Source organism: Bradyrhizobium sp. T-1 (assembly GCF_053592855.1).
Window position 1 is genome coordinate 4004065 of record NZ_CM132115.1, and the last position, 23862, is coordinate 4027926.

The window sequence follows — 23862 nt, forward strand, 5'->3', positions numbered from 1 at the left end:
GCTTTCTTTTGGAGTCGATATGCCAATTCAAGTGCTGATGCCCGCGTTGTCGCCCACGATGGAAAAGGGCAACCTCGCCAAATGGCTGAAAAAAGAGGGTGAGACGATCAAATCGGGCGACGTGATCGCCGAGATCGAGACCGACAAGGCCACGATGGAGGTCGAGGCGACCGATGAGGGCACGCTCGGCAAGATCCTGATTCCCGAAGGCACAGCCGACGTTGCCGTGAACACGCCGATCGCGACCATTCTCGCCGACGGTGAGAGCGCCGCCGACCTTGCCAAGGCGCCCGCGCCTGCCAAGCAGGAGAAGGCTGCGGAATCCGCTGCCCCCGCCGCGGCGAAAGCCGAAGCGCCGAAGGCCGCATCTGCGCCGCAGGCGGTCGCCGAGCCCGATCCCGAAGTGCCTGCCGGCACCGAGATGATCACGCAGACCATCCGCGAAGCGCTGCGCGACGCCATGGCCGAAGAGATGCGCCGCGACCCCGACGTTTTCGTGATGGGCGAAGAGGTCGCCGAATATCAGGGCGCCTACAAGGTGACGCAAGGGTTGCTCCAGGAGTTCGGCGCGAGGCGCGTGATCGACACCCCGATCACCGAGCACGGCTTTGCCGGCGTCGGCGTCGGCGCTGCGATGACCGGGTTGAAGCCGGTCGTCGAGTTCATGACCTTCAACTTCGCCATGCAGGCGATCGACCAGATCATCAACTCCGCGGCCAAGACTCTCTATATGTCCGGCGGCCAGATGGGCTGCTCGATCGTATTCCGCGGACCGAACGGCGCGGCAGCCCGCGTTGCCGCCCAGCACAGCCAGGACTACTCGGCCTGGTACTCGAACGTCCCCGGCCTCAAGGTCGTCGCGCCGTTCTCGGCCGCCGACTACAAGGGCTTGCTCAAGGCCGCGATCCGCGATCCCAATCCGGTGATCTTCCTCGAGAACGAGGTGCTCTACGGCCACACCGGCGAGGTGCCGAAGCTCGACGATTTCGTCATTCCGATCGGCAAGGCGCGCATCGTGCGCTCCGGCAGCCACGTCAGCATCATCTCCTGGTCGAACGGCATGACCTATGCGCTGAAGGCCGCCGACGAGCTCGCCAAGGACGGCATCGAGGCCGAGGTGATCGATCTGCGCACGCTGCGGCCGATGGACACCGAGACCATCATCAACTCGGTCAAGAAGACCGGCCGTGCCGTCACGGTGGAAGAGGGCTGGGCGCAGAGCGGCGTCGGCGCCGAGATCGCCGCGCGCATCATGGAGAATGCCTTCGACTATCTGGACGCGCCGGTTGCGCGCGTCGCCGGCAAGGACGTGCCGATGCCTTATGCGGCGAACCTGGAGAAGCTCGCGCTGCCGTCGGCGGCCGAAGTCGTCGAGGCCGCCAAAGCCGTCTGCTACAGGTAGGCCATGGCGGGCCCGAAGGAGCAGCCGCTGCCGCCCGACGTCATCGCCCGCGACGACGCGGTCGAAATCCTGCGCGTGTTCGTGCTGGATGGCGGGCTGTCGATGGCGTTCCAGCGTGCCTTCGAAGAGCCCGACATGTGGGGCCTGCTGCTCGTCGATCTCGCCCGCCACGCCGCGCGCGCCTATGCGCGTGAGAGCGAATACACCGAGGAAGACGCGCTGAACCGGATCCTCGACATGTTCCAGGCCGAGATCGAGCGTCCCACCGACACCGGCACCACGACGCCGCGCGGGAAGGGGCACTGACCGTGGCGATCGAAGCCCATCATTTCGATCTCATGCTGGAGGCGATCCACGAAGCGGAAGCCTCGATCGCGCAAGGCGGCCTGCCGATCGGCGCCGTGCTGACGCGCGACAACAAGATCATCGCCCGCGGTCACAACAACCGCGTGCAGGAGAACAATCCAATCCTTCATGGCGAGATGAGCTGCCTGCGCGAAGCGGGCGCGATCTCGTTCCATGACACCGTCATGTACACCACGCTGTCGCCATGCTCGATGTGTGCCGGCGCGCTCGCTTTGTTCAAGGTCAAGCTCGTCGTGATCGGAGAGTCCGTCACGTTTCCGGGCTCCAAGGATATTCTCGACAAGTTCGGGATTCCCTGGATCGACCTTGCCGACGATCGCTCCATCACCATGATGAGAAATTGGCGTTCCATCCCCGCCAATGAGCGCCTGTGGCAGGGCGACATCGGCAACTAAACCTGGTCCGTTCGTCTTCACTTTCGAAGGCGACGTTTTGAGAAGTTCTTCGTGAGGTCAGCATGCCCATCAACATCCTGATGCCAGCTCTTTCGCCAACGATGGAGAAGGGCAACCTCGCCAAGTGGCTGAAGAAGGAAGGCGACAAGGTCAAATCCGGCGATGTCATCGCCGAGATCGAGACCGACAAGGCCACCATGGAGGTCGAAGCCATCGACGAGGGCACGATCGCCAAGATCCTGGTGCCGGAGGGTACGCAGGATGTGCCGGTCAACGACGTGATCGCTGTGCTCGCCGGCGAGGGCGAGGACGTCAAGGCCGCAGGCAGTGCCAAGCCGAGCGCGTCGGCCGCGCCACCCAAGGCGGCTGAGGCTCCCGCTGCAGCGCCGGCTCCCGCGCCTGCCGCGCCCAAGGCTGCGCCGCCGCCCGCAGCGGCGTCGTCACCGCAAGCTGCAGCACCCGCCGCTCAGAGCAACGGCCATGCCGGCCGCGTGTTCTCGTCGCCTCTGGCGCGCCGCATCGCCAAGGAAGCCGGCATCGATGTCGGCATGGTCACCGGCACCGGCCCGCACGGCCGCGTGGTTGCGCGCGACGTCGAGCAGGCCAAGTCCGGCAAGGGCCTCAAGGCGCCCGCCGCGGCGCCGTCCGGCGGTGCACCCTCGATCGCACCGACCATGTCGGACAAGCAGATCCTGTCGCTGTTCGAGCCCGGCTCCTACGACATCGTCCCGCATGACGGCATGCGCCGCACCATCGCGCAGCGCCTGACCGCGTCGATCCAGAATGTCCCGCACTTCTTCCTCACTATCGACTGTGACATCGGCAAGCTGATGGCCGCGCGCGAGGAGATCAATGCGGCTGCGCCGAAGGACAAGGAGAAGAAGCCGCTCTACAAGATCTCGGTCAACGACTTCGTCATCAAGGCGATGGCGGTGGCGCTGCAGAAGATCCCGAACTGCAACGTCAGCTGGACCGAGTCCGGCATGGTCAAGCACCACCATTCCGACGTCGGCGTTGCCGTGGCCATGCCGGGCGGCCTGATCACCCCGATCATCCGCAAGGCCGAGACCAAGACGCTGTCCACCATTTCCAACGAGATGAAGGACTTTGCCGCGCGCGCGCGTTCTCGCAAATTGAAGCCGGAAGAATACCAGGGCGGCACCACGGCCGTTTCCAACCTCGGCATGTACGGCATCAGCCACTTCACCGCCGTGATCAACCCGCCGCACGCCACCATTCTCGCGGTCGGCACCAGCGAGGAGCGCCCCGTCGTGCGCGGCGGCAAGATCGAGATCGCGCATATGATGAGCGTGACGCTCTCGTGCGATCACCGTGCCATCGACGGCGCGCTCGGCGCCGAGCTGATCGGTGCGTTCAAGCAGCTGATCGAAAACCCCGTCATGATGATGGTCTGAATTGGCGCATGACGACGCGCTGGCCCTGGATCTCGATGCTGGTTTCGCTGATCCTCACGCTCAGCCCGCTCGGCCGCGACATCGTTGACGCCGCCTTCTTTGCCGGGGAGGCGCTGTCGCGCAATATCTGGGCGCCGATCGCGCTCACCATCTTCGCCGTCATGGCACTGGTCATTCTCGCGGAATGGCTGATCAGAACGTACATCCTCAATCGCCGCGCCCGCGGCACAACGACCGCTTGAGTTGAATGGGAGCCGCAATGGCCGACACATCCTTCGACGTCATCATCATCGGCTCCGGCCCCGGCGGCTACGTCACCGCGATCCGCGCTGCCCAGCTCGGCTTCAAGGTCGCGATCGTCGAGAAGAATTATCTCGGCGGCATCTGCCTGAACTGGGGCTGCATCCCGACCAAGGCGCTCTTACGCTCGGCCGAGATCTACCACTACATGCAGCACGCCAAGGATTACGGTCTGTCGGCGGAGAAGGTGTCGTTCGATCCGAAGGCCGTGGTGCAGCGTTCGCGCGGCGTCTCCAAGCGGCTGAACGACGGCGTCGGCTTCCTGATGAAGAAGAACAAGGTGAGCGTGATCTGGGGCGCGGCCTCGATCGACGCGCCCGGCAAGGTCACCGTGAAGAAGTCCGACGTCGAGGCGCCCAAGGGGACGCTGGGCGAGGGGGCTTATCAGGCAAAACACATCATCGTCGCGACCGGCGCGCGGCCGCGCGTGCTGCCGGGCCTCGAGCCCGACAAGAAGCTGATCTGGACCTATTTTGAAGCGATGGTGCCGGAGCGGATGCCGAAGTCGCTGCTCGTGGTCGGCTCCGGCGCGATCGGCATCGAGTTCGCCTCGTTCTTCCACACCATGGGCTCGGACGTCACCGTCGTCGAGGTGCTGCCGCAGATCCTCCCCGTCGAGGACGCCGAGATCGCCGGCCTTGCCCGCAAACGCCTGGAGAAGCAGGGCATCAAGATCATGTCCTCGACCAAGGTGACGAAGCTCGAGAAGAAGGCCGACAGCGTCGTTGCTACCATCGACGACGGCAAGGGCAAGCCCGTTACCACCGAATTCGAGCGCGTGATCTCGGCCGTCGGCGTCGTCGGCAATATCGAGAATCTCGGCCTGGAAAAGCTCGGCGTGAAGACCGACCGCGGCTGCATCGTGATCGACGGTTATGGCAAGACCAACATCCCCGGCATCTACGCCATCGGTGACGTCGCCGGTCCCCCGATGCTCGCGCACAAGGCCGAGCATGAGGGCGTGATCTGCGTCGAGGCGATCAAGGGCCTGCATCCGCATCCCATGGACAAGAACATGATCCCGGGTTGCACCTATTGCCATCCGCAGGTCGCGTCGGTCGGCCTGACGGAAGCCAAGGCCAAGGAGAGCGGCCGCGAGATCCGCGTCGGCCGTTTCCCCTTCGTCGGCAACGGCAAGGCGATCGCGCTCGGCGAGGACCAGGGCCTGGTCAAGGTGATCTTCGACAAGAAGACCGGCCAATTGCTTGGCGCCCACATGGTCGGCGCCGAAGTCACCGAGCTGATCCAGGGCTACGTGGTCGCGATGAATCTGGAGACCACGGAAGAAGAGCTGATGCACACGGTGTTCCCGCATCCGACCCTGTCGGAGATGATGAAGGAAGCGGTGCTGGATGCGTATGGACGGGTGCTGAATATTTGACGGGAGAGGCGGCTGCACCGTCCCGCCCCGTCATCCTGAGGCGCTCGCCTTGCGGCGCGCAATGGCGCCGCTGAGCGAGCCTCGAAGGATGGACGGCCAAGATGTGGCAGCCGGGCTCGTCGCCGTTCGAGGCCTCCGCTTCGCTCCGGGACCTCAGGGTGACGAGTTCACTAGCGCATAAGCAGAACAACAAGAAAAGGGAGTGAACCCATGCACGACAACGACAACCTGACCATCGAACGCCCGACTTTCGTCACCCATCTCGAATGCGCGATGGAGGGCGATCATTACGCGGCCGACGAGGTCCACAATCTCTCCAAGGCCGGCAAGCCGCTGCTGGTCCGGTACGACCTCGCCGGTGTGAAGAAGGCGCTGACCAAGGATGCGCTCAAGGAACGTCCCGGCGATATGTGGCGCTATCGCGAGCTGCTGCCGGTGCGCAAATGCAAGGACATCGTCTCGCTTGGCGAAGTCACGACGCCGCTGATCCGGCTGCCGAAGCTCGGCAAGAAGCTCGGCGGCGGCGAGATCATCGTGAAGGACGAGGGACGCCTGCCGACCGGCTCGTTCAAGGCGCGCGGCCTGGTGATGGCGGTGTCGATGGGCAAGGCGCTCGGCATCAAGCACATGGCGATGCCGACCAACGGCAATGCCGGCGCGGCGCTCGCGGCCTATGCGACCTCCTGTGGCATCAAGACCACGATCTTCTGCCCGGCCGATACGCCGGAAGTGAATGTCAGCGAGATCGAGCTCCAGGGCGCGACCGTCTACCGCGTCAACGGTTATATCGACGATTGCGGCAAGATCGTCGGCGAGGGCAAGGCGAAGGTCGGCTGGTTCGACACCTCGACCCTGAAGGAGCCGTACCGCATCGAAGGCAAGAAGACGATGGGCCTCGAACTTGCCGAACAGCTCGGCTGGGAGGTGCCCGACGTGATCTTCTATCCGACCGGCGGCGGCACCGGCCTGATCGGCATGTGGAAGGCGTTCGACGAGCTCGAGAAGATCGGCTTCATCGGCTCCAAGCGCCCGCGCATGGTGGCGGTGCAGGCCTCGGGCTGCGCGCCGATGGTGCGCGCCTATGATGCCGGCACCGAGCACGCGACGCGCTGGGAGGACGCCCACACCATCGCATCCGGCATTCGCGTGCCGCAGGCGATCGGCGACTTCCTCATCCTGCGCGCCGTGCGCGAGAGCAAGGGCTTTGCCATCGCGGTCGACGACGACAAGATCTCGGCGGCGCTGAACGAGGTCGCGCGCGAGGAGGGGCTGCTGCTGTGCCCCGAGGGCGCTGCGACTTACGCGGCCTACAAGGACAGCCTCGCCGATGGCCGCGTCTCGAAGGGTGACCGCGTGATGTTGTTCAACTGCGCGACCGGCCTGAAATACCCGCTGCCGCCAGTCACCCGCACGCTCGATCGCCACAAGCCGATCGACTACACCCAGTTCTAGCGCGGCAATACGTCTCTTCACGAACGATTGCTCTTCCCGTACGCGGGAAGAGATAAAAACAAAAACGAGATCGTTGGGGAGATTACAAATGAAGAAGGCCGTTTGGGCCGGGCTGATCGGCATTCTCGCGATCACGGGCGTCGCGCGCGCCGACGATTTTCCATCCCATCCGATCACCATCATCGTTCCTTTCGCCGCCGGCGGCCCGTCGGATGCGATGGCGCGCGTGCTTGCCGAGCGGATGCGCGTGTCGCTCGGCCAGCCGCTGGTGATCGAGAACGTCACGGGGGCCGGCGGGTCGATCGGGGTAGGGCGTGCCGTGCATTCGCCGGCCGATGGCTACACCATTTCCTTCGGTCATCTTGGCACGCATGTCGCCAACGGCGCGGTCTACAAGCTCAACTACGATCTCGTCGACGACCTTGAGCCAGTGGTGCTGCTGCCGAGCAATCCGATGATTGTGGTCAGCAAGAACGCGGTGCCCGCGACTTCACTGAAGGAGTTGCTGGCGTGGCTGAAGTCGCGCCCGTCGCCGCCAACAGCCGGCACTGCGGGCGCAGGCTCCGGCAGTCACATCGCCGGCGTCTATTTCGAAAGCGTCTCCGGCATCAAGCTGCAATACGTGCCCTATCGCGGCACGGCGCCCGCGCTGAACGATCTCATTGCCGGGCAGATCGACCTCATCGTCGACCAGACCTCCAACTCCATCAATCAGGTCCGCGCCGGTACCATCCGCGCTTATGCCATCACCGACGACAAGCGTCTGGCCTCGGCGCCGGAAATTCCGACCGCGGAGGAGGCCGGGCTGAAGGGCTTCAACATGACGCTGTGGTCGGGAATGTGGGTGCCCAAGGGCACGCCAAAGGAGATCGTGACCAAGCTCAACGCGGCCGCCGTGGAAGCGCTAAATGATCCCGCCGTGAAGAAGCAGCTCGAAAGCCAGGGTCTGGAGATGACGCCCCAGGATCAGCTCGCGCCTGAGGCGCTCGGCAATCGTCAGAAGGCCGAGATTGCCAAATGGTGGCCGATCATCAAGGCGGCGAACATCAAGGTGGAGTGAGGTCGGCGACGTTCCGCCGCGTTTTCCGGACGCCGGGGCCATCACCCCCGGGTTTCGCCGCCCGCCGCCAGCGCCCGCTCCAGGCATCGCATCATATCCGCGGGGGCAAACGGCTTACCGAGAAAACAGGTTGCCCCGGCGTTGAGCGCGCGCGCACGCACGCTCTCATCCGGGTAACCCGTGATGACGATGAACGGCGTAGGCGACCCCTCCGCGCGCATCTGGGTCAGCAGATCGATGCCGGTCATCGAGGGCATCTGCATGTCGGCGATCACGCACGAGGTGTCAGTCGCAACGCTCGACCTCAAAAACTCCTCGGCGGAGGCGAATGTGTGGACGATGTATCCGCGGGATTTCAAGAGATTGTTGATCGCGGCCCGCACATAAGGGTCGTCGTCGACCACCGAAATGACCGAAGCCACTGACAAGACGTCCACTCCTTGCCCGGGACAACGCGCTTGCCGTCGTCCGCGGCTGCAGATGGGCACCCAAGGTGGACCTGCCAGTCACCATTGGAAACTCATACTTAGGTTTGTACGTCGCGCTTGCTGGATTGAATTCCGAGCGCCTCGCTCATTCTCACCAGATCGGCGAGCGACTTCGCGCCCATTTTCCGCATGATCTGGCCGCGATAGATCTTGACGGTGATCTCAGCCAATCCAAGCTGGGCGGCCACCTGCTTGTTCATCAGGCCGGCCGTCACCAGCGACAATACGTCTCGCTCGCGCGAGGACAGTGACTCGAAACGCGATTTGACGGTCGAGACCACCCTGTTGAGGTCGCGCCGCTTGCGGTCCCGCTCGATCGCGGCCCGGACTGCGTCCAGGATGTCCTGGTCGCGAACAGGCTTGGTCAGGAAGTCGACGGCGCCGCTTTTCATGGCCCGAACGGTCATGGGAATATCGCCATGACCGGTGATGAAGATGACGGGCGTGTGGATATTGGCCTTGGCAAGGTCGGACTGCAGGTCAAGGCCGCTGGCTCCGGGCAGGCGGATGTCGAGCACCAGGCAACTGGGGACTTCCGGCGGCTTGACCTGGAGGAGCTGCGGAGCCGAGCCGAATGCTTCGACCTTGAGGCCGACCGATTCGAATAGATTGGTGAGCGCACGGCGCATCGACACGTCGTCGTCGACGATGAAGACGATTGGCTGATCGCCATCGTCTTGCGCCGGCGAGGGTTCCGCGCGCTCGGTCACGATGCTTCCTCTCGATGGCGGGGCAGAGCAATCTGAAAAGTCGCGCCGCGCCCCTGGTTCGGTGCTGCGGAAAGACGTCCGCCATGAGCCTCGATGATGGAGCGACAGATCGACAGGCCCATGCCCATGCCGGAGGCCTTCGTTGTAAAGAACGGCGTGAACAGACGGTCTATCGCCTGTTCACTGATGCCGACGCCGCAGTCGGCGACACTTAAAAGCACCGTCTCGTCGTCATCCGCCGCTGAGCGGATGGCCAGCTCGCGCGGGCGATCATCGACGCCTTCCATGGCCTCAATGCCGTTCATGATCAGGTTGATCAGGACTTGTTGCAATTGGATTCGATCGCCAAAGATCTTGGGCACCGCGGACGACAGCGCCATTCGTATCGACACGGAATGGCTGGCCATTTCGCGCTGAACGAGTGCGACGGCCTCGCGCACGACGATATTGGCATCGAGGGGAACCATCTCGATGTCCGACCGCTTGGCGAGCGCACGGACGCGACGGATGACGTCGCTGGCACGGGTGCCGTCCTCGATGATCCATTCCACGGAGCGGCGGGCCGCTTTGAAATCGGGCGGACTGCGCTGCAGCCAGGTAAGGCAGGCGTCGGCATTTGCGATCACGGCTGCAAGCGGCTGATTGATTTCATGAGCGATGGAAGCCGTCAGCTCGCCCAGCGTCGTGACGCGCGTCACATGGGCGAGCTCGGCTTGGGCCTTGCGCAGTGCGTCTTCGGCCTGGTCGGCTCGGATCGCCGCAGTTATGTCGGTGCAGACGCCGCGGTAACCCAGAAAAGCTCCCTCAGTGTCAAAGAATGGCTTGCCGCTGGTCCGGACATAGATCGGCTGGCCGTTGCGGTCTTTGCTGCGATACACTAGGTCGCGGAACGGAACGTGGGCGTCGAGCGCGGCCCGATGTTGCCGCCATTTTTCGGGTTCGAGATCCGCGTCCGGAGCGATGTCCCACCGCGTGAGCCCGATCACGCCCGCTGGGGCGGCGGTGGTATCCGAATGCTCCGAAATCAGGGTAACACGGTGGTCCGGCCCCGTTTCCCAGAACCAGTCAGATGCGGTCTCCGCGTAGTCGCGAAAGCGCTGCTCGCTCTCGCGAAGCTTGCGCTCGGCCTCTTTGGTCGCCGTGATGTCGCTCACCGATCCCACGAACTCCACATGACCGGCGGAATCTCGCGTGGCCCGGGCCACCGCACGGACGTACTTGATGGAGCCGTCGGTCATCACGAGCCGATACTCGTGATCGTAATCTTTTCCCGCGCGCGCGGCCCGCCCTGTGGTCCGTTCCACCGCGAGCCGGTCCTCCGGATGGATCCGCTGGAGCATGACCGGGATCTGTGGCTTGCTCCCTTCGTCGCATTCGAAGATGCGGTAGGTCTCCTTGGACCAGGTGATCTCGCTGGTTGCGGCCCGCCAGCCGAAACTGCCGGTGTGGCTCAATTCCTGCGCCTGGGCGAGATAAGCCTCGCTCTGTCGCAGCGCATTCTCGGTTGCCTTGCGCTCGGTGATGTTCTCGCAGGCCACCAGCACGATTGGTCCGCCATCGGCCCGCAGCATGGTCTTGGCGTTCTCGCGCACCCATAGCACCGAGCCGTCCTTACGCACCTTCCGGATCTCCCAGGTGTGGGACTGGTCGACGGTCTGAAGGCACAGCGCAACGCACGCGCGGACGAAGTCGCGATCCTCCTCGAAGAAGACATCCAGCACCGATCGGCCGATCAACTCTGCGGCCGAATAGCCCAGCTGCGCGGCGCCGAACGTGTTCACGTTGATCACGGTTCCCGCCGGATCAACCATGAAATACATGACCGGATTATGCTCGAAGACTTGCTGCCACTGCTTGACCGCCTCGAGCAAGCCGCCATCGGGCTCGGTATGCGGCTTGGCGGTTACAGTTTGCCTGACACAGCCGGCGAGGAATTGCGCGGCTGACTTCCCAAACGTCACTGCCCGGCCAGACTTCATCGCAGACGCTCCCGGCGCTCTCTGCGTGACGGCGAGTAGAGCACGTTGCCGCGAGGGGAGCAATTCCGGCCAAAGTCGGATCGGGGTTGCGATGTCGCCTTCGGATCGACCGCTCGCCGCCCTGGCCATCGCTGCGCGGCAACCACGCCCCTGCCGCGAAAGTTTCGCCGTGCCCGTGCAGCCGGAGCGTCGTGCGCTGTCTCGTTGAACATGACAAGGGGCGGGACCCCGGGCGAATACGGACAAACCTAGGTATAGCCCCTTCAATCCTAATCATGTCGGCCGTTTACCTCCGTACAATTGAGCGGTTCGTGCTCGGCGCACTACCCTCACGACCAATCGGGAAATGCCGACCAGCCAAATCGCAGAGGGCGCACGAGAACCGGTCCGAGGCTTACGGCCGAAGCGTCTTATCGACAGGCACTTCTCGATGCGCAACGCGATCGCCGCGATTCACGGCCTGCGAGAGGTCGATGGGAACGAACCGGCAAAAGCGCAAGCAACAGAGGGAGACAGCAATGTGTGATGCATCCGCACTTCCCGAGCGTGGCCTAGCGCAGTCCGAGCCTTGCTCTTCAGCCAAAGGCTGTGCGGTCTGTGGCGGAAAATTTGGTCTGATCCGCTACTATTCGTGGCGCACCGCGCTCTGCTCCAAGAAATGCGTCGACCGCTTCCGCACACGCCGCGAACGCGACCGCCGGTGGTTGTTTCGGGCTCAATTCGCGTGAGGCTGAATTAGAAGGCTGACGTCGCTCCGATGGTTTGATCCGGGAGGCCGTGTGTTGAACCGCTCATGCAAGCTCTTGTGCGCGATGGTTCTCCTCTGCTCCACCGCAACGGTCCAGGCGCAGGAAACGGGACAGGGCGCCGTTCATCGCCACCATCCACCCCAGGACCAGGCGCTGCACGAAAAATTCTACTCGACCTGGCAGATGCCGGACAATCCCAGCCTCAGCTGCTGCAACAGCGCTGACTGCTATCCGACCGATATCAAGTACGTCGACGGCCAGATCTACGCGCGGCGCAGGGAGGACGGAAGATACATTCCGGTCCCGCCGCAAAAAGTGGAGCGAAACAGGGATAATCCGGACGGCCGAAACCATCTTTGCGCTCCACCGCCCGCACTGTCTCCATTGGACAGCGTTTACTGCTTCGCTTTGGGAGGTGCCACATGAGATTCGCCTTCGTGCTGGTGAACGGCCGGACGCCGTTCCGGCAGGTGTGTTGCATGCAGTGCTGTGAGCCGATCAGCGGCAGTTATCTCCGCGAGATAGCGACCCGCCTGCCGTACTGCGATTATCAATGCTATGCGCTGTACTGCGAAGCCCTCGCGCAAGATCGCGTAAGGGCGGCTTCATGAAATTCGTGCTGGTCAATCACGAGCCCGCGTTATGCTCGGCGACCTGCAGCACATGCGCGCGCTCGATCCGGTCCGGCTATGTCCGGCACGTGCGGACACAGCGCTGCTACTGTGACTACGACTGCTATCGCCGCGGCGAACTCGGGGCGCTGCTGATGCCGTGGCCGATGTTTGGGCGCGGAGAGCCGGGCGGCGGGAACATGATCGAGATGTTGGCGGTCCTGAGTGCCGTCTCGTGCTGGAACTGTACGATGCAGATCTGGACCTTCGCGAGAGCCATGAGCGGCGCATTTCTGCACGGTTGCGATCTGATCACGATGGAAGGAGGTGACACCTAGCTGCGCGACTGTACCCGCGCGGGAAGCCGCAGCAACGTAACCTCGCAGGCGCCGCGGTCCAGCCCCGGCGGCGTCGACTAGGGAGCGGGTGCTGCGGCTGCCACGGGTGCCGTTGCGCTGATTTCTTGCGTCACCATGCGCTGGTCGGTCTTGCCGGCGACGGCGCCGCTGCCCTCGAACCTCGCGCGATAGACCAGCACGTTCTCCATCACTCGCTGGACGTAATTGCGGGTCTCCGACAGCGGGATGCGCTCGACCCAGTCGACCGGATCGATTTTGGGGTCGCGCGGGTCGCCGTGCGCCTGCACCCATTCGCGCACCCGGCCGCGGCCGGCATTGTAGCCGGCGAAGGTCATGATCTGGTTGCCGCGATATTCCGATAGAAGCGCGCTGAGTTCGGCAGCGCCCATTTGGGTATTGTAGACGGGGTCGGAGACCATCCTGTCCCAATCATAGGTCACGCCGAAACGTTTTGCGGTGTCGCGGCCGGCTTCCGGCGTCACCTGCATCAGGCCGACGGCGTTCGCAGCCGATTTGTCGCGCTGGTCAAACGAGCTTTCGGTGCGTGCCACCGAATAGATCACGCTGGTCTCGATCGCGGGGGCGACCTGCTTGTGCTCGGGGATGCCGATGGTCGGGAAGGCGTAATGGTCGAGCGCCAGCCCACGAGCCAGCGCCGACTTGCCGATTTCGAGCATGACGCGCGCATCGTTGCGCTGGCCGGCAAGCTCGCCGAGTGCTTCGAGCGCTGCGACATCGGTGCTCTCCTTGGCAAAATCCTCGGCGTAATAGAACACCACGTCGCGCTCGCCGATGCCATACAGCATGTCGGCGGCGCGCACGCGCTCGTCCGTAGCCGGCGTGTCGGCTGCGGCCAGCACGGGCGAGGGGGCGCGCAGCTCGATTCCCTCGATACCGAGCCGTGCACGGGCAAGCTGGCCGTAATAGGCGGTCGGATAGCGCGCGGCGGCCCTGTAGCTCTGCTGCGCATCGGCCGTCGCATTCATCGCTTCGGCCGCACGGCCGCGCCAGTAATGGGCGCGCGACAGTGCGATCGGATTGGCCGAACCTTCGTCGATCGCGGCGAAATGCGCCATCGCCGTCCTGGGATCGTCGAGATAGCGCAATGCGATCCAGCCGCACATGAAGTGGTAGTCGACGCGGTAGACCTCCATCGCCGGCACCGCGGCCGCGCGCACCACCTCGTAAGCGGTTTGGAATTTGCCCTGGTCGAGCAGCTTTCGCGCCAGCAGGCGCCGCTCGCGCCACCAGGCATCGGTGTCCTGGGCCGCCATCGTGTCGGACGCAGCCGCCAGGATCACTTCGGCCGCATCGTCGATGCGGTCCTTCTGCAGGTGCCATTGTGCGCGGCAGAGGACATAGCCGAGGTCGCCGCGGGCGTCAGCCGGGACGTCGTCGAGATAATCCTTGGCCTTGTCGGCCTTGCCATTGACCGCGGCGCAAGCCTTGACGATGGCGAGGGCGTCCTCATCGAGGCGCTTGGCCGCGCGCTTCGCGCCGGCATAATCCTTGGCGCCCAGGCGCTTGTCCATGCGGGCGCGATGATCTTCAGGCCGCAACAGGTCGTGGAACGCTTCGTAGGAGTCCTCCTCGCTGCGTTCGGACAATTCCTCCGAGCGCCAGGCTGCGCGGACGAAACGCGCGGCCCGGTCGCCGTCGCCCTCGGAGATCAGCACGCGGGCGAGCGCGAAACTGCCCTTGGCGGTGGTCGGCCGGTCCATCGTGAAGGCGTGCACAGTGGCCGCATCGCTCTTCTCCTGCCAAAGCCGTGCCTCGGCGCGGCGGCGCAGCAGCGCGGCGCTCGGCCAATTCGGATTGGCGGCGAGGAAGGCGGCGTAGCGCTTGAAATTCGCCGTGCTCTCGGAATGGCGCAGCATGAACCAGTCGGCGAGCTTTTGTCCGGCGGGATCGGCGATGCGATCGCGCGCTGCGGTCGCGTCATCGGCCTTGCCCTTGCGTGCGAGGTCGATCGCGTCCTTTAGCGCAGCAAGGTCGCCCGTCAGCGGCGGCGCCGCCGGCTTGTCTGCGGGCTCGTCGTCGTGCTTCTTCGATTTGCGCTTTGCCTCGGCATGTTTGCCGTGCTTGCCGCTTGCATGCCGCTGCTTGCCGGCGGATTTGGCTTCGTGCGTCTTCTTCGACGCTGATGATTTGTGACTGCTCTTCGCTGCCACCTCGGTGGGAAGGAGGGCCAAAGCGGCCACGGCAACGACACACGCGAGCGAGCGTAGGCACTGGTTCATTCGATGGTCCCCCTGCGAAACCACTACAAACCAAGGTCCGCGACGACATGCGGCTTGAGAATCAAAGACGACACCAAACGATGCCACGACATCGTTTCGCATTGGTCACGCTCCCGCAACAATGCGGCAAAATACGGATTGGAACTCTGGAACTTCCGAAACGCCGGAAGCGGGGGCGGCTTTAACCTTTGTTAACGATCGGGCCTCGCGCGACGGTTGCGGGCGGCGCGTAGCGCCACGAGCGCCTCGATTGCGCGTGTTCCCAGGCGAAAATCCGGTGTATTGAGTTCCAGACCTTCTTTTCAGCCCTTTGCCCGCACCCCATGCCGCTTTTCAACCAGTCGATCCGGCGCAAGATCGTCGGCATCGCCCTCGGATTGATCGTCCTGATGCTGATCACCTCGATCCTGTCGATGGTGATGTCGAGCCAGGTCGGTGTTCTCCTGGACGAGCTGACCAACCGCTACATCCCGGCCTATGGCGATTTGGCCCGCGCCAACATCCGCTCGCTGGAGCGGTCGGTGGCGCTGCGGCGGATGGTCATGATGAAGATGCAGGACTCCTCGGACGAGGAGGCCTATGCGGCGCGCCTGAGGGAGTTCGAGGACGCCGATCGGAAGATCGAAGAGGAGACGTCAGCCGCGCAAAAGCTCATCAACGCGATCATCGATGACACCAGGACGCCGTCGGACAATGCCGCGCTGGCGCGGATCGACACCCGCATCGACACCGCGGTCAGCGAGCTCCGCCGCGACATGAACGCGGATCACGCCAAGCTGCTCAAGCAGGTCGATGCCAAGCAGATGGCGGAGGCGCGCGGGACGCTGGAGCACATCGATGCCACGCGCGATCTATTCAACCAGAGGATCGATGCGATCCGCGCCGACATGCTCAAGCAGGTCTTCGTCTCGACGTCGCAGGTGGTCGGCCACCAGCGCCAGGCGATCATCGTTTCGGGTGCTGTGACATTGCTCGCGGCGATCGTCGGATTTGCCTTTGCGCTGCTGGTCAGCAGCGGCATTACGCGACCGGTGCGGCTGCTGCTCGCGGGCACCCGCGAGGTCGAGGCGGGCCGCTTCGACAAAACCATTGCCGTCTCGACCCAGGACGAGATCGGCGAGCTCGCAGCCGCCTTCAACCGTATGATCGAGCAGTTGCGCCACAACGAGCGCATCCGCGAGACCTTCGGCCGCTACATCGATCCCAAGGTGGTGCAGGGCCTGATCGACCGGCCCGAGGTCGCCATCGACGGACAGCGCCGGGTGATGACCATCATGTTCTGCGACATGAGCGGCTTCACCTCGATGAGCGAGGGCATGACGCCGCGCGGCCTCGTCAAGGTGATGAACCACTACTTCACGGTGATGTCCGGCCCGATCCGCAACAACCGCGGGGTGATCGACAAATATATCGGCGACGCCATCATGTCCTATTGGGGCCCGCCCTTCATCGAGGAAGACGAGCAAGCGCTGCTCGCAGGGCTTTCCGCCGTCGATATGGCCGAGCAGGTACCCGCGCTTCAGAAGCAATTGCCGGATCTGCTCGGCATCCGCGCCATGCCGGTGCCGTGCGATCTGCGCATCGGCATCGCCACCGGCGAGGTGCTGACCGGCAGCATCGGCTCCGAGCTGATGATGAGCTTTACGGTGATGGGTGATGCCGTGAACCTGGCCTCGCGGCTTGAACTGGTCAACAAGGTCTACGGTACCCGCATCCTGATCGCGCAGGCGACGGCTGACGCGATCGGCTCGAAGCTCGAGCTGCGTGAGATCGATCGTCTGGCGGTCGCAGGCCAGAGTGCGCCGCAAGCGATCTTTGAGGTGATGGGCAGGGCAGGCGCGCTGACCGATGCGCAAGAGGGCACGCGAAAGCACTATGCCGAAGGCCTTGCCGCCTATCGCGCGCGCCGCTTCGAGGGCGCACGCGCCGCGTTCAACGCCGCGCTGGAGAGCTGCCCCGGCGACGGTCCTGCTCGCACGATGCTCGCCCGCATCGCAGAGTTCGAGGCCAGCCCGCCGGCGGCCGATTGGGACGCTGCCTGGCGGATGGACAGCAAATAGCCGTCCGTCTCTGAATAATTCATTCTACTCCATAACGATGTTCGCCGTGACCTAAATTGCGGGCTTAGGTTCACTGTCCCTAAGGCGTTTGATGGGGATACGCCGATGACAGAACTTGAGGACAGGCTGGAGCGGTTCGAGACACTCACCGCCGAATGCGAGCTGATTGCCAAGCTCGCTACCGACAGCACCAAGCGCGAATTCTACCTGAAGCTCGGGGAGCAGTATCGCCAGCTCGCGGTGGACATGCGCCACGTGATCGCGACCAAGGCCGCCGCCTGAGGCGGCCCAGGGGGTTCAGTTGGAGCGAGGCACGATGCGGAGCATTCGTCTCATGACGAGCCGGTGCCCGGTCGCAATCCGTTTTTAACAATTGAGCCGCATCCTGTGTGGGAAGCAGGGAGTCGTGCAGTGCGATTCCCCGCGGTGGGAATGCCTGGGCAAGTTTGCGATGCAATGTTGCCCGCGAACCTAGCTCGTCCGACGGTTGACATCCCATGCGCCTGATTGCGGTCATCCTGTTTGCGCTTCTGACGGCAGCCTGCAACCAGGAGCAGGACGTCACCGGCTCGACCCCGCTTTGTCCGATGCGCAACTACACGTCCTACAATCCCCGCGACATGAACCAGTGTGTTGCCGCCTGCAAGTCGTGCGACCACGGCAACACGGTGACCTGTACCACCTCCTGCACGCTCAAGGGCGCGCGGTGAGGAAGGGGTCGGGCGGGCCTGATTAGCTGCGCGCCGCCTCGCCCCGCAATTCCGGGAAGATGGCTTCATCTTGAAGGATGACATTGGCTGTTCGCTGGTAGTGCGCCGTCAACAGCATTACCGCCAGATCGCAATCGCCGCTCAGCACCGCATCCATGATCGCCGCATGCTCGTCACCGACGTGGCGCGACGGAAAGGCCTTGCTGATCGACAGCCGCCGGTAGCGATAGAGCTGGTCGGCCAGCTGGCCGCAGAACGCGATCAGGGATTGCGAGCCGCATTGGCCGATCAAGGTGCGATGGTAGATGCGATGCAGCTTCTCCCATTCGGGATTGTCTTCGAATTCGGTGGCACTCAACGACCGCGGCACGCGGCTCAGCCGATGGTGTGCCAGGACGAGCTGTTCCTCCCAGCCCGGCGTGGACGCTGCCATGGACTCGCGTAGCGCCAGGGCCTCGACCCAGCAGCGCGTCTTGGTCAGCTCGGCTAGCTCGGTGCGGCTGACATCCTTGACGTAGAAGCCGCGCTGCTCGCGGACCTCGACCAGTCCGTCGGCAGTGAGCCGGTTGAGCGCCTCCCGCAGCGGCGTTTGGCCCGTCTGATAGGCCTCCATCAGAAACCGCATCTGCAGCTTGCGCGACGGGGCGAGGCGTCCGGAAAGCAGGTCCTCGCGCAGCCGGTCATAGACATGGCTCGCCTGCGTCGATGGCGCTGGCAGGGGAGAGGCCGCAGTCAAATCCACCGTTCTAGGCTCCGTTGTTCGCTCAGCAGGCGGTCGTCATCATATACATCCGATGATGATTCATAAAAATGTATAAATTTTTGTTGCGATATCGATTTTGTGTAATAAAAGGGGCGTGCGGGTCGTGAAGGTGCGACCGCGATCAAGAAAGCCACGCCTGGTCTGCCCGGATAGTGGCCTGATGGAGGAGTGCGTTCATGCCCCGGTTTCCGGTGACAGCGCTGCGCAGCGTCGATCTCGGCACGCCGGACCTGGATCGCTCCGTAAGGTTCTATTGCGAGGTCTGGGGCCTTGCGCTCGTCACGCAGGCGGCTGGCATCGTCTACCTGCGCGCGACCGGCAGCGATCATCACGTCGTCGCGCTCTATCAAAGTGAGTTGCCGGAACTCGGCGCGGTGACATTTCGCGTCGCGCACGCGGACGATCTCGATGCCATTGCCGCCAACGCGGTCAAAGAAGGCGCCCGGCTGGTGAGCAGTCCGGCTCCCAGCGCGGCGCCCGATGGCGGCATGGTGATGGCCGTTCGTGCGCCCGAAGGTGGCATCCTGCGCTTCGTTCACGACGATGTCGGTCATGCGCCGGAGCCACGGCAAGGCGATCGGCCCGAGCGGCTTGCGCACGTCAATCTCAACAGCACGGATGTCGATCGCTCCGCCGGTTTCTACGAAAGGGCCCTCGGCTTTCAGCTGACCGACCGTTCGAAGGCGATGGCGTTCGTCCGCTGCAACAGCGATCACCATGCGGTCGTGATCGCCGACGCCAAAGTCAACGGACTGAACCACGTTGCCTTTCTGATGCCGAACCTCGAGGCGGTGATGCGCGGCTCGGGGCGCATGATCGATTCCGGTTTCCCGATCGCCTGGGGCGTCGGTCGCCACGGCCCCGGTGACAACGTGTTCTCCTACTTCATCGACCCCGTGGGGACCGTGATCGAATACACCGCCGAGGTGCTGCAGGTCGACGACAGCTACGTCGTGCGGGGTCCGGATCATTGGGTCTGGCCGCCGGGCCGCACCGATCAATGGGGCATCGCGCCGCCCAAGGCCGAACACGTCAAGGCAGCGCAACTGTCCGTTCGCTACGCCGCGCCCTGAGCGCGATGATCCATCAACCACGCGAAACGAGGTATCGAGGTCAGTGTCCGGTTCGAACCGCGCGAACGAATTTCAGGTCGTTGTGGTGGGCTTCGGCCCGTCAGGGGCCGTTGCCGCGAGCCTGCTCGGCGCGGAGGGCATCCGGACGCTGGCCGTCGACCGGGACCGCGCAGTCTATGACAAGCCGCGCGCGATCGCGCTCGATCACGAGATTCTGCGGCTGTTCGACAATCTCGGCATGGCCGGGCAGCTCGCTCCGCATATTGCGCCGTTCCCGGCGTCGGAACATTTCGGCGCGCGCAGCCAGTTGATCCGCCGCATCGACATGGTGAGCGAGCCTTATCCGCTCGGTTACACCCCGACCATGGTGTTCACGCAACCGCCGGTCGAGGAGATCCTGCGCGCGCATGCGGGATCCTATCCGTCGGTGGTCGTCGAGCTCGGTACCGAGCTCCGCCAGCTCAGCCAGAACCCGAACGGCGTGACGCTTGAGCTTTGCGGCGACCACGGTACGCGCAACGTCACTGCGGACTACGTCGTTGCCTGTGACGGTGCGTCGAGCGCGGTCCGCCGCCAGCTCGGGATCGGCTTTGACGATCTGGTCTTCGACGAGCCCTGGCTGGTGGTCGACCTCAGGGTCGACGGCGTGGGACTTGCGAAGCTGCCGCGCACGGCGGCGCAGTTCTGCGATCCGTCACGGCCGACCACCTATATCGTCGGGCCGGGCTCGCATCGGCGCTTCGAGATCATGCTGCTGCCCGGCGAGGATCCGCGCGCGATGGAGCAGCCCGAGCAGGTCTGGCGGCTGCTGGCGCGCTGGCTCACCCCCGACGATGCGACGCTGTGGCGGGCGGCGAGCTATCGCTTTCATGCCCTCGTCGCCAGCAGATGGCGCGAAAGGCGCGTCTTCCTTGCAGGAGATGCCGCCCACCAGCAGCCGCCGTTCATCGGTCAGGGGATGTGCCAGGGCGTTCGTGATGTCGCCAATCTGGTCTGGAAGCTCGCGCGCGTCTTGCGTGGAAATTCCGGCGAGGCGCTGCTCGATACCTATCAGGACGAGCGCAGTGCCCATGTCCGCGAGCTGACGAGCCGCATCAAGGCGATCGGCCACGTCATCTGCGAGCGCGATCCGGAAGCCGCCGCAGCGCGTGATGATCGCATCCTCGCCGAAGGCGGCGGCGTGCCGCGTACCATCACCCGGCAGGAGATCGTGCCGCCGCTCAGTTGCGGCCTGCGCGCCGACGTGCCGCATGCCGCCAATGGCGTGTTGTTTCCCCAGCCATGGGTGTCGACCGCGGACGGCCGGCAATTGCTCGACACGGTCTGCGGTGCCGGGTGGCGGCTTGTGCTGCGTGGCGACAGCGCGTTGGCGCGGTCGCGCGCGGTCGCGGCACGCGCGGCGGAAATCGGCATGCGCCTGATCGCCATCGCGAAAGCCGACCACGATCGGGGGCCGGGCGTTCTGCGGGAAGAAAGCGGCGTCGTGACGGACTGGTTCGCACGGCACGCCTGCGCGGCCGCGATCGTGCGCCCCGATCATTACGTCTACGGCGTTGCGACAGACGAAGCGGCACTAGCGGCGATGCTGTCAGGTCTCGCGGCGCGACTTCAATGAATAAATCAACGATAAGATTCAACAGGGGGAAATGATGCCATCATCGGCGAGCTTGACGACGGTGCCCGCGCGTGCCTACGCGGTTCTCATCATGCTGTTTCTGTTTCAGACGATCAATTTCTTCGACAAGCTGGTCTTCGGTCTCTCCGCGGTGCCGTTGATGAAGGAGCTGTCGCTCAGCCCGAAGGAGTTCGGCCTTATCGGCAGCAGCTTCTTTCTCCTGTTCTCGCTCTCGGGCATGGCCGTCGGGCTGTTCGCCGTCGGCCGCTATCCCGTGAAGTGGATATTGATGCTGCTGGCCGCCATCTGGTCGGCGACGCAGCTTCCGGTGTTCTTCTCGAGCTCTGTCATGGTGCTGGTCGTGTGCCGGATTCTTCTCGGCGCAGGCGAGGGGCCGGGCCTGCCGACGGCGTTGCACGCCTGCTACAACTGGTTTCCCGCCGACAAGCGCAGCGTTCCGAGCGCCATAGTCTTGCAGGGGATCAGCGTTGGACTTTTGGCCGGCGGCCCGCTGCTGACCTATGTGATCGTCAATCACGGCTGGCGCACCGGCTTTCTGGTCTGCGGCCTGCTCGGCATCGCCTGGATCATCGCCTGGAGCGTGATCGGCGGGGAGGGACCTTACGCAGCGGCGAACGCCGGTCACGATGCGCCTGCCGCTGCGCCGAATGTGCCGACACGGCTCCTGTGGTGCGATCCGACGGTGATCGGCGTCATCATCATGTCGACCATGTCGTACTGGATCGTCGGCATCTCCGCGACATGGCTGCCGCCGTTCCTGCAGCTCGGGCTCGGCTACAAGCCGACCGATGTCGGCTGGATCATTTCGGCCATTTACATGTTCCAGTCGCCGCTGCTGCTCAGCGGCTCCTGGATCACGCAAGTGCTTCAGCGTCGCGGCTGGAGCTTGCGCGCCTGCCTCGGCAACGCATCGGGATTGGCGCTGCTGATCGCGGGCTCGGCGCTGCTGCTCAGCATCGTGACCTCGGGCGCGCTTCAGCTCGTCTGCGTGGCGATCGCCTTCGCTGCGCCCAGCCTGACCACGATCTTTGGGCCGGTGGCGCTTGGTGCCGTGGCGCCGGCGGCCCAGCGCGGCCGGCTGATCGTCGTGATCTACTCGGGCAATGCGGCATCCGCACTGTTCTCGAACGCGCTGACCGGATGGATCGTCGGTGAGGCGGGCAGCAACAGCGCTCTCGGCTACGCCCACGCCATGACGTTCACCGCCGGGATTCTCATCGTCGGCGCGGTGGCCGCATTTGCACTCATCTTCCCGGAGCGGACCATCGCGCGTTTTGCGAAGACCTCTTCGCGGCCATCTTCAGCTACTGCTCTTCCTGCCACGTCGACCTGATCGGCCTATCTCAAGGACACCAAATGAAATTCGCAAGCTTTGAAATCGACAACGTCGCCTCGTGGGGCCTGGTGGAGGGCGACAGCGTGGCCGATCTCGGGAGTCGCTACCCCGACCTGAAATCGGCAATCGCGGCCGGCAGCCTGGCCGAGGCGGCCAAATCAGCCGCCGGCGCCAAGCGTCATCCGCTGGCAAAGATCAAATTCCTGCCTGTCATCCCAAACCCCGACAAGATTCTCTGCATCGGCCTGAACTACGAGAATCATCGCAAGGAGACCGGCCGCACCGAGGTCGAGAACCCCACTGTGTTTGGCCGCTTCGCCAACAGCCAGACCGGCCATCTCACCAACATCATCCGCCCGAAGGTGTCGACTCAGCTCGACTTCGAGGGCGAGCTCGCCGTCGTCATCGGCAAGCCCGGCCGCTACATTCAGAAGAGCGAGGCGTGGGGCCATGTTGCCGGCTATGCTTGCTACAACGAAGGCAGCGTGCGCGACTATCAGCGCCATACCCACCAGTTCACTCCAGGCAAGAACTTTCCGGCGACCGGCGGCTTCGGCCCCTTTCTGGTGACGCCGGACGAGGTCGGCGACGTCGGTCCGCTGCGCTTGCAGACCCGGCTCAACGGCGAAGTGGTGCAGGACACCACCATCGATCAGATGATCTTCGATATCCCGCGCCAGATCGAATATTGCTCGCAGTTCACTCGGCTCGAGCCCGGCGACGTCATCGCCACCGGCACGCCGGGTGGCGTTGGCTCCAGGCGCACCCCGCCGCTCTGGATGAAGGCTGGTGATGTCGTCGAAGTCGAGATCGACAAGGTTGGCTGCCTGCGCAACGGAATTGCCGACGAAGCCTGAGCTCGCGCACGACACGTTGGCCTGCACATCGCGGCAACGGTCTGGCGTTGGTGATGCGCGACGGAACACTGGCGCGGATGCGGCCGCCATCGGGAACAGCGCGCGCTGAACCCGCTTGGCGGTGCCGGGGCACCGGAACGATTCACATGGGTTAATCATTAGAGGAGGGCGGCAGGACGCGGAGTCCTATGGAATGGGTATGCTCGATCCCGGTCGATTTCTGGTGTCTTGCTCGCATTGCGAGGCATGGCCGATGGCCGCCAATGTCAAGCGCTCGAGCTGGTCGGCATCGCCGCACGAAGTTCGCTTCGTTTGCCCGCGCTGCCGCCGCGAAGAGACCGCCATCATCTCCGCCTCCGGCGAGCTGACGCCGATCAAGCGCATCGATGTCCCGCCGCGCGACGTCAAAGCGGCTTGGGCCCAGGCCCAGCAGCGGGCAAGAGGGCGGGCATAGCCCGCCCGTCTCAATAACAATAAGAGGGCGGGCATAGCCCGATCGTGTTTTGGAACCCGGCCACCT

General features: G+C 64.2%; 24 protein-coding genes. 18 read left to right on the forward strand and 6 right to left on the reverse strand.

What is annotated here, in order from left to right:
- Nucleotides 1-19: 19 nt before the first annotated feature.
- From ACWAT4_RS19220 to ACWAT4_RS19255, 8 genes are all read left to right on the forward strand, one after another.
- Complete coding sequence (locus ACWAT4_RS19220) at nucleotides 20-1402, forward strand: pyruvate dehydrogenase complex E1 component subunit beta (protein WP_212424592.1); 1383 nt, start codon at nucleotides 20-22, stop codon at nucleotides 1400-1402.
- Nucleotides 1403-1405: 3 nt separating this feature from the next.
- Nucleotides 1406-1708 (forward strand): DUF5076 domain-containing protein, encoded by a 303-nt coding sequence (locus tag ACWAT4_RS19225; RefSeq protein ID WP_212424593.1) that lies wholly within the window; start codon nucleotides 1406-1408, stop codon nucleotides 1706-1708.
- Nucleotides 1709-1710: 2 nt separating this feature from the next.
- A complete protein-coding gene (locus ACWAT4_RS19230; RefSeq protein WP_449731121.1) occupies nucleotides 1711-2163 on the forward strand; it encodes a nucleoside deaminase in 453 nt (150 codons plus the stop codon).
- Between the two features lie 62 nt (nucleotides 2164-2225).
- Nucleotides 2226-3578 carry a pyruvate dehydrogenase complex dihydrolipoamide acetyltransferase gene (locus ACWAT4_RS19235; protein ID WP_212300823.1) on the forward strand — a complete coding sequence of 451 codons (1353 nt, stop codon included), beginning with the start codon at nucleotides 2226-2228 and terminating at the stop codon, nucleotides 3576-3578.
- 8 nt (nucleotides 3579-3586) lie between these two features.
- Nucleotides 3587-3820, forward strand: coding sequence for a hypothetical protein (locus ACWAT4_RS19240; RefSeq protein ID WP_212300822.1), 234 nt, complete (start codon nucleotides 3587-3589; stop codon nucleotides 3818-3820).
- Between the two features lie 17 nt (nucleotides 3821-3837).
- Nucleotides 3838-5259: a dihydrolipoyl dehydrogenase gene (gene lpdA / locus ACWAT4_RS19245; RefSeq protein ID WP_449731122.1), complete on the forward strand. Its 1422-nt coding sequence runs from the start codon at nucleotides 3838-3840 to the stop codon at nucleotides 5257-5259.
- A 210-nt stretch (nucleotides 5260-5469) separates the two neighbouring features.
- Nucleotides 5470-6711, forward strand: coding sequence for a threonine synthase (locus tag ACWAT4_RS19250; RefSeq protein WP_212444800.1), 1242 nt, complete (start codon nucleotides 5470-5472; stop codon nucleotides 6709-6711).
- 88 nt (nucleotides 6712-6799) lie between these two features.
- The gene (locus ACWAT4_RS19255) at nucleotides 6800-7771 is read left to right on the forward strand and encodes a tripartite tricarboxylate transporter substrate binding protein BugD (protein WP_212424599.1); all 972 of its coding nucleotides are present in this window, start codon (nucleotides 6800-6802) and stop codon (nucleotides 7769-7771) included.
- Nucleotides 7772-7812: 41 nt separating this feature from the next.
- Here ACWAT4_RS19255 and ACWAT4_RS19260 read toward each other — a convergent pair whose 3' ends face one another.
- From ACWAT4_RS19260 to ACWAT4_RS19275, 4 genes are all read right to left on the reverse strand, one after another.
- Nucleotides 7813-8193: a response regulator transcription factor gene (locus ACWAT4_RS19260; RefSeq protein ID WP_433995261.1), complete on the reverse strand. Its 381-nt coding sequence runs from the start codon at nucleotides 8191-8193 to the stop codon at nucleotides 7813-7815.
- A 104-nt stretch (nucleotides 8194-8297) separates the two neighbouring features.
- The gene (locus ACWAT4_RS19265) at nucleotides 8298-8969 is read right to left on the reverse strand and encodes a response regulator transcription factor (RefSeq protein ID WP_212300817.1); all 672 of its coding nucleotides are present in this window, start codon (nucleotides 8967-8969) and stop codon (nucleotides 8298-8300) included.
- Entirely contained in the window at nucleotides 8966-10948 is a 1983-nt protein-coding gene (locus ACWAT4_RS19270) for a PAS domain-containing sensor histidine kinase (protein ID WP_449731123.1), read from the reverse strand. Before ACWAT4_RS19270 ends, ACWAT4_RS19265 begins: the two co-directional genes overlap by 4 nt.
- A 791-nt stretch (nucleotides 10949-11739) precedes the next feature.
- The gene (locus ACWAT4_RS19275; RefSeq protein WP_212424601.1) at nucleotides 11740-12051 is read right to left on the reverse strand and encodes a hypothetical protein; all 312 of its coding nucleotides are present in this window, start codon (nucleotides 12049-12051) and stop codon (nucleotides 11740-11742) included.
- A 68-nt stretch (nucleotides 12052-12119) separates the two neighbouring features.
- Here ACWAT4_RS19275 and ACWAT4_RS19280 point away from each other — a divergent pair, with 68 nt between their 5' ends.
- Nucleotides 12120-12308 (forward strand): hypothetical protein, encoded by a 189-nt coding sequence (locus ACWAT4_RS19280; protein ID WP_449731124.1) that lies wholly within the window; start codon nucleotides 12120-12122, stop codon nucleotides 12306-12308.
- Nucleotides 12305-12646, forward strand: a complete 342-nt coding sequence (locus tag ACWAT4_RS19285; protein ID WP_449731125.1) for a hypothetical protein — start codon at nucleotides 12305-12307, stop codon at nucleotides 12644-12646. The genes ACWAT4_RS19280 and ACWAT4_RS19285 overlap by 4 nt, the downstream gene beginning before the upstream one ends.
- Before the next feature lie 77 nt (nucleotides 12647-12723).
- Here ACWAT4_RS19285 and ACWAT4_RS19290 read toward each other — a convergent pair whose 3' ends face one another.
- Nucleotides 12724-14907, reverse strand: coding sequence for a lytic transglycosylase domain-containing protein (locus ACWAT4_RS19290; protein WP_449731126.1), 2184 nt, complete (start codon nucleotides 14905-14907; stop codon nucleotides 12724-12726).
- A gap of 323 nt (nucleotides 14908-15230) precedes the next feature.
- On the opposite strand from ACWAT4_RS19290, the gene ACWAT4_RS19295 reads away from it, so the two are divergent.
- From ACWAT4_RS19295 to ACWAT4_RS19305, 3 genes are all read left to right on the forward strand, one after another.
- Complete coding sequence (locus ACWAT4_RS19295) at nucleotides 15231-16967, forward strand: adenylate/guanylate cyclase domain-containing protein (RefSeq protein WP_449731127.1); 1737 nt, start codon at nucleotides 15231-15233, stop codon at nucleotides 16965-16967.
- A gap of 105 nt (nucleotides 16968-17072) precedes the next feature.
- Nucleotides 17073-17249, forward strand: a complete 177-nt coding sequence (locus tag ACWAT4_RS19300) for a hypothetical protein (protein ID WP_212300812.1) — start codon at nucleotides 17073-17075, stop codon at nucleotides 17247-17249.
- 215 nt (nucleotides 17250-17464) lie between these two features.
- Nucleotides 17465-17677 (forward strand): hypothetical protein, encoded by a 213-nt coding sequence (locus ACWAT4_RS19305; RefSeq protein ID WP_212300811.1) that lies wholly within the window; start codon nucleotides 17465-17467, stop codon nucleotides 17675-17677.
- Between the two features lie 22 nt (nucleotides 17678-17699).
- On the opposite strand, the gene ACWAT4_RS19310 is transcribed toward ACWAT4_RS19305, so the two are convergent.
- Complete coding sequence (locus tag ACWAT4_RS19310; RefSeq protein ID WP_449731128.1) at nucleotides 17700-18419, reverse strand: GntR family transcriptional regulator; 720 nt, start codon at nucleotides 18417-18419, stop codon at nucleotides 17700-17702.
- Nucleotides 18420-18616: 197 nt separating this feature from the next.
- On the opposite strand from ACWAT4_RS19310, the gene ACWAT4_RS19315 reads away from it, so the two are divergent.
- The 5 genes from ACWAT4_RS19315 (at nucleotide 18617) to ACWAT4_RS19335 (ending at nucleotide 23796) form a co-directional block, all read left to right on the forward strand.
- Entirely contained in the window at nucleotides 18617-19513 is an 897-nt protein-coding gene (locus ACWAT4_RS19315; RefSeq protein WP_449731129.1) for a VOC family protein, read from the forward strand.
- Between the two features lie 43 nt (nucleotides 19514-19556).
- A complete protein-coding gene (locus ACWAT4_RS19320; protein WP_212300808.1) occupies nucleotides 19557-21128 on the forward strand; it encodes a bifunctional 3-(3-hydroxy-phenyl)propionate/3-hydroxycinnamic acid hydroxylase in 1572 nt (523 codons plus the stop codon).
- 31 nt (nucleotides 21129-21159) lie between these two features.
- Nucleotides 21160-22482: an MFS transporter gene (locus ACWAT4_RS19325; protein ID WP_249209913.1), complete on the forward strand. Its 1323-nt coding sequence runs from the start codon at nucleotides 21160-21162 to the stop codon at nucleotides 22480-22482.
- Between the two features lie 23 nt (nucleotides 22483-22505).
- Nucleotides 22506-23342 (forward strand): fumarylacetoacetate hydrolase family protein, encoded by an 837-nt coding sequence (locus ACWAT4_RS19330; protein WP_212300807.1) that lies wholly within the window; start codon nucleotides 22506-22508, stop codon nucleotides 23340-23342.
- A 253-nt stretch (nucleotides 23343-23595) separates the two neighbouring features.
- On the forward strand, nucleotides 23596-23796 hold the full coding sequence (locus ACWAT4_RS19335) for a hypothetical protein (protein WP_449731130.1): 201 nt from the start codon (nucleotides 23596-23598) through the stop codon (nucleotides 23794-23796).
- The last annotated feature ends 66 nt before the right edge of the window (nucleotides 23797-23862 follow it).

Excerpts from the sequence above, each read along its gene's own strand:
- ACWAT4_RS19220 (WP_212424592.1), top strand. The coding sequence starts at position 20 with ATGCCAATTCAAGTGCTGATGCCCGCGTTGTCGCCCACGATGGAAAAG.
- ACWAT4_RS19225 (WP_212424593.1), top strand. The coding sequence starts at position 1,406 with ATGGCGGGCCCGAAGGAGCAGCCGCTGCCGCCCGACGTCATCGCCCGC.
- ACWAT4_RS19235 (WP_212300823.1), top strand. The coding sequence starts at position 2,226 with ATGCCCATCAACATCCTGATGCCAGCTCTTTCGCCAACGATGGAGAAG.
- ACWAT4_RS19240 (WP_212300822.1), top strand. The coding sequence starts at position 3,587 with ATGACGACGCGCTGGCCCTGGATCTCGATGCTGGTTTCGCTGATCCTC.
- lpdA (WP_449731122.1), top strand. The coding sequence starts at position 3,838 with ATGGCCGACACATCCTTCGACGTCATCATCATCGGCTCCGGCCCCGGC.
- ACWAT4_RS19250 (WP_212444800.1), top strand. The coding sequence starts at position 5,470 with ATGCACGACAACGACAACCTGACCATCGAACGCCCGACTTTCGTCACC.
- ACWAT4_RS19255 (WP_212424599.1), top strand. The coding sequence starts at position 6,800 with ATGAAGAAGGCCGTTTGGGCCGGGCTGATCGGCATTCTCGCGATCACG.
- ACWAT4_RS19270 (WP_449731123.1), bottom strand. The coding sequence starts at position 10,948 with ATGAAGTCTGGCCGGGCAGTGACGTTTGGGAAGTCAGCCGCGCAATTC.
- ACWAT4_RS19275 (WP_212424601.1), bottom strand. The coding sequence starts at position 12,051 with ATGGTTTCGGCCGTCCGGATTATCCCTGTTTCGCTCCACTTTTTGCGG.
- ACWAT4_RS19280 (WP_449731124.1), top strand. The coding sequence starts at position 12,120 with ATGAGATTCGCCTTCGTGCTGGTGAACGGCCGGACGCCGTTCCGGCAG.
- ACWAT4_RS19285 (WP_449731125.1), top strand. The coding sequence starts at position 12,305 with ATGAAATTCGTGCTGGTCAATCACGAGCCCGCGTTATGCTCGGCGACC.
- ACWAT4_RS19290 (WP_449731126.1), bottom strand. The coding sequence starts at position 14,907 with ATGAACCAGTGCCTACGCTCGCTCGCGTGTGTCGTTGCCGTGGCCGCT.
- ACWAT4_RS19295 (WP_449731127.1), top strand. The coding sequence starts at position 15,231 with ATGCCGCTTTTCAACCAGTCGATCCGGCGCAAGATCGTCGGCATCGCC.
- ACWAT4_RS19300 (WP_212300812.1), top strand. The coding sequence starts at position 17,073 with ATGACAGAACTTGAGGACAGGCTGGAGCGGTTCGAGACACTCACCGCC.
- ACWAT4_RS19305 (WP_212300811.1), top strand. The coding sequence starts at position 17,465 with ATGCGCCTGATTGCGGTCATCCTGTTTGCGCTTCTGACGGCAGCCTGC.
- ACWAT4_RS19315 (WP_449731129.1), top strand. The coding sequence starts at position 18,617 with ATGCCCCGGTTTCCGGTGACAGCGCTGCGCAGCGTCGATCTCGGCACG.
- ACWAT4_RS19325 (WP_249209913.1), top strand. The coding sequence starts at position 21,160 with ATGATGCCATCATCGGCGAGCTTGACGACGGTGCCCGCGCGTGCCTAC.
- ACWAT4_RS19330 (WP_212300807.1), top strand. The coding sequence starts at position 22,506 with ATGAAATTCGCAAGCTTTGAAATCGACAACGTCGCCTCGTGGGGCCTG.
- ACWAT4_RS19335 (WP_449731130.1), top strand. The coding sequence starts at position 23,596 with ATGGCCGCCAATGTCAAGCGCTCGAGCTGGTCGGCATCGCCGCACGAA.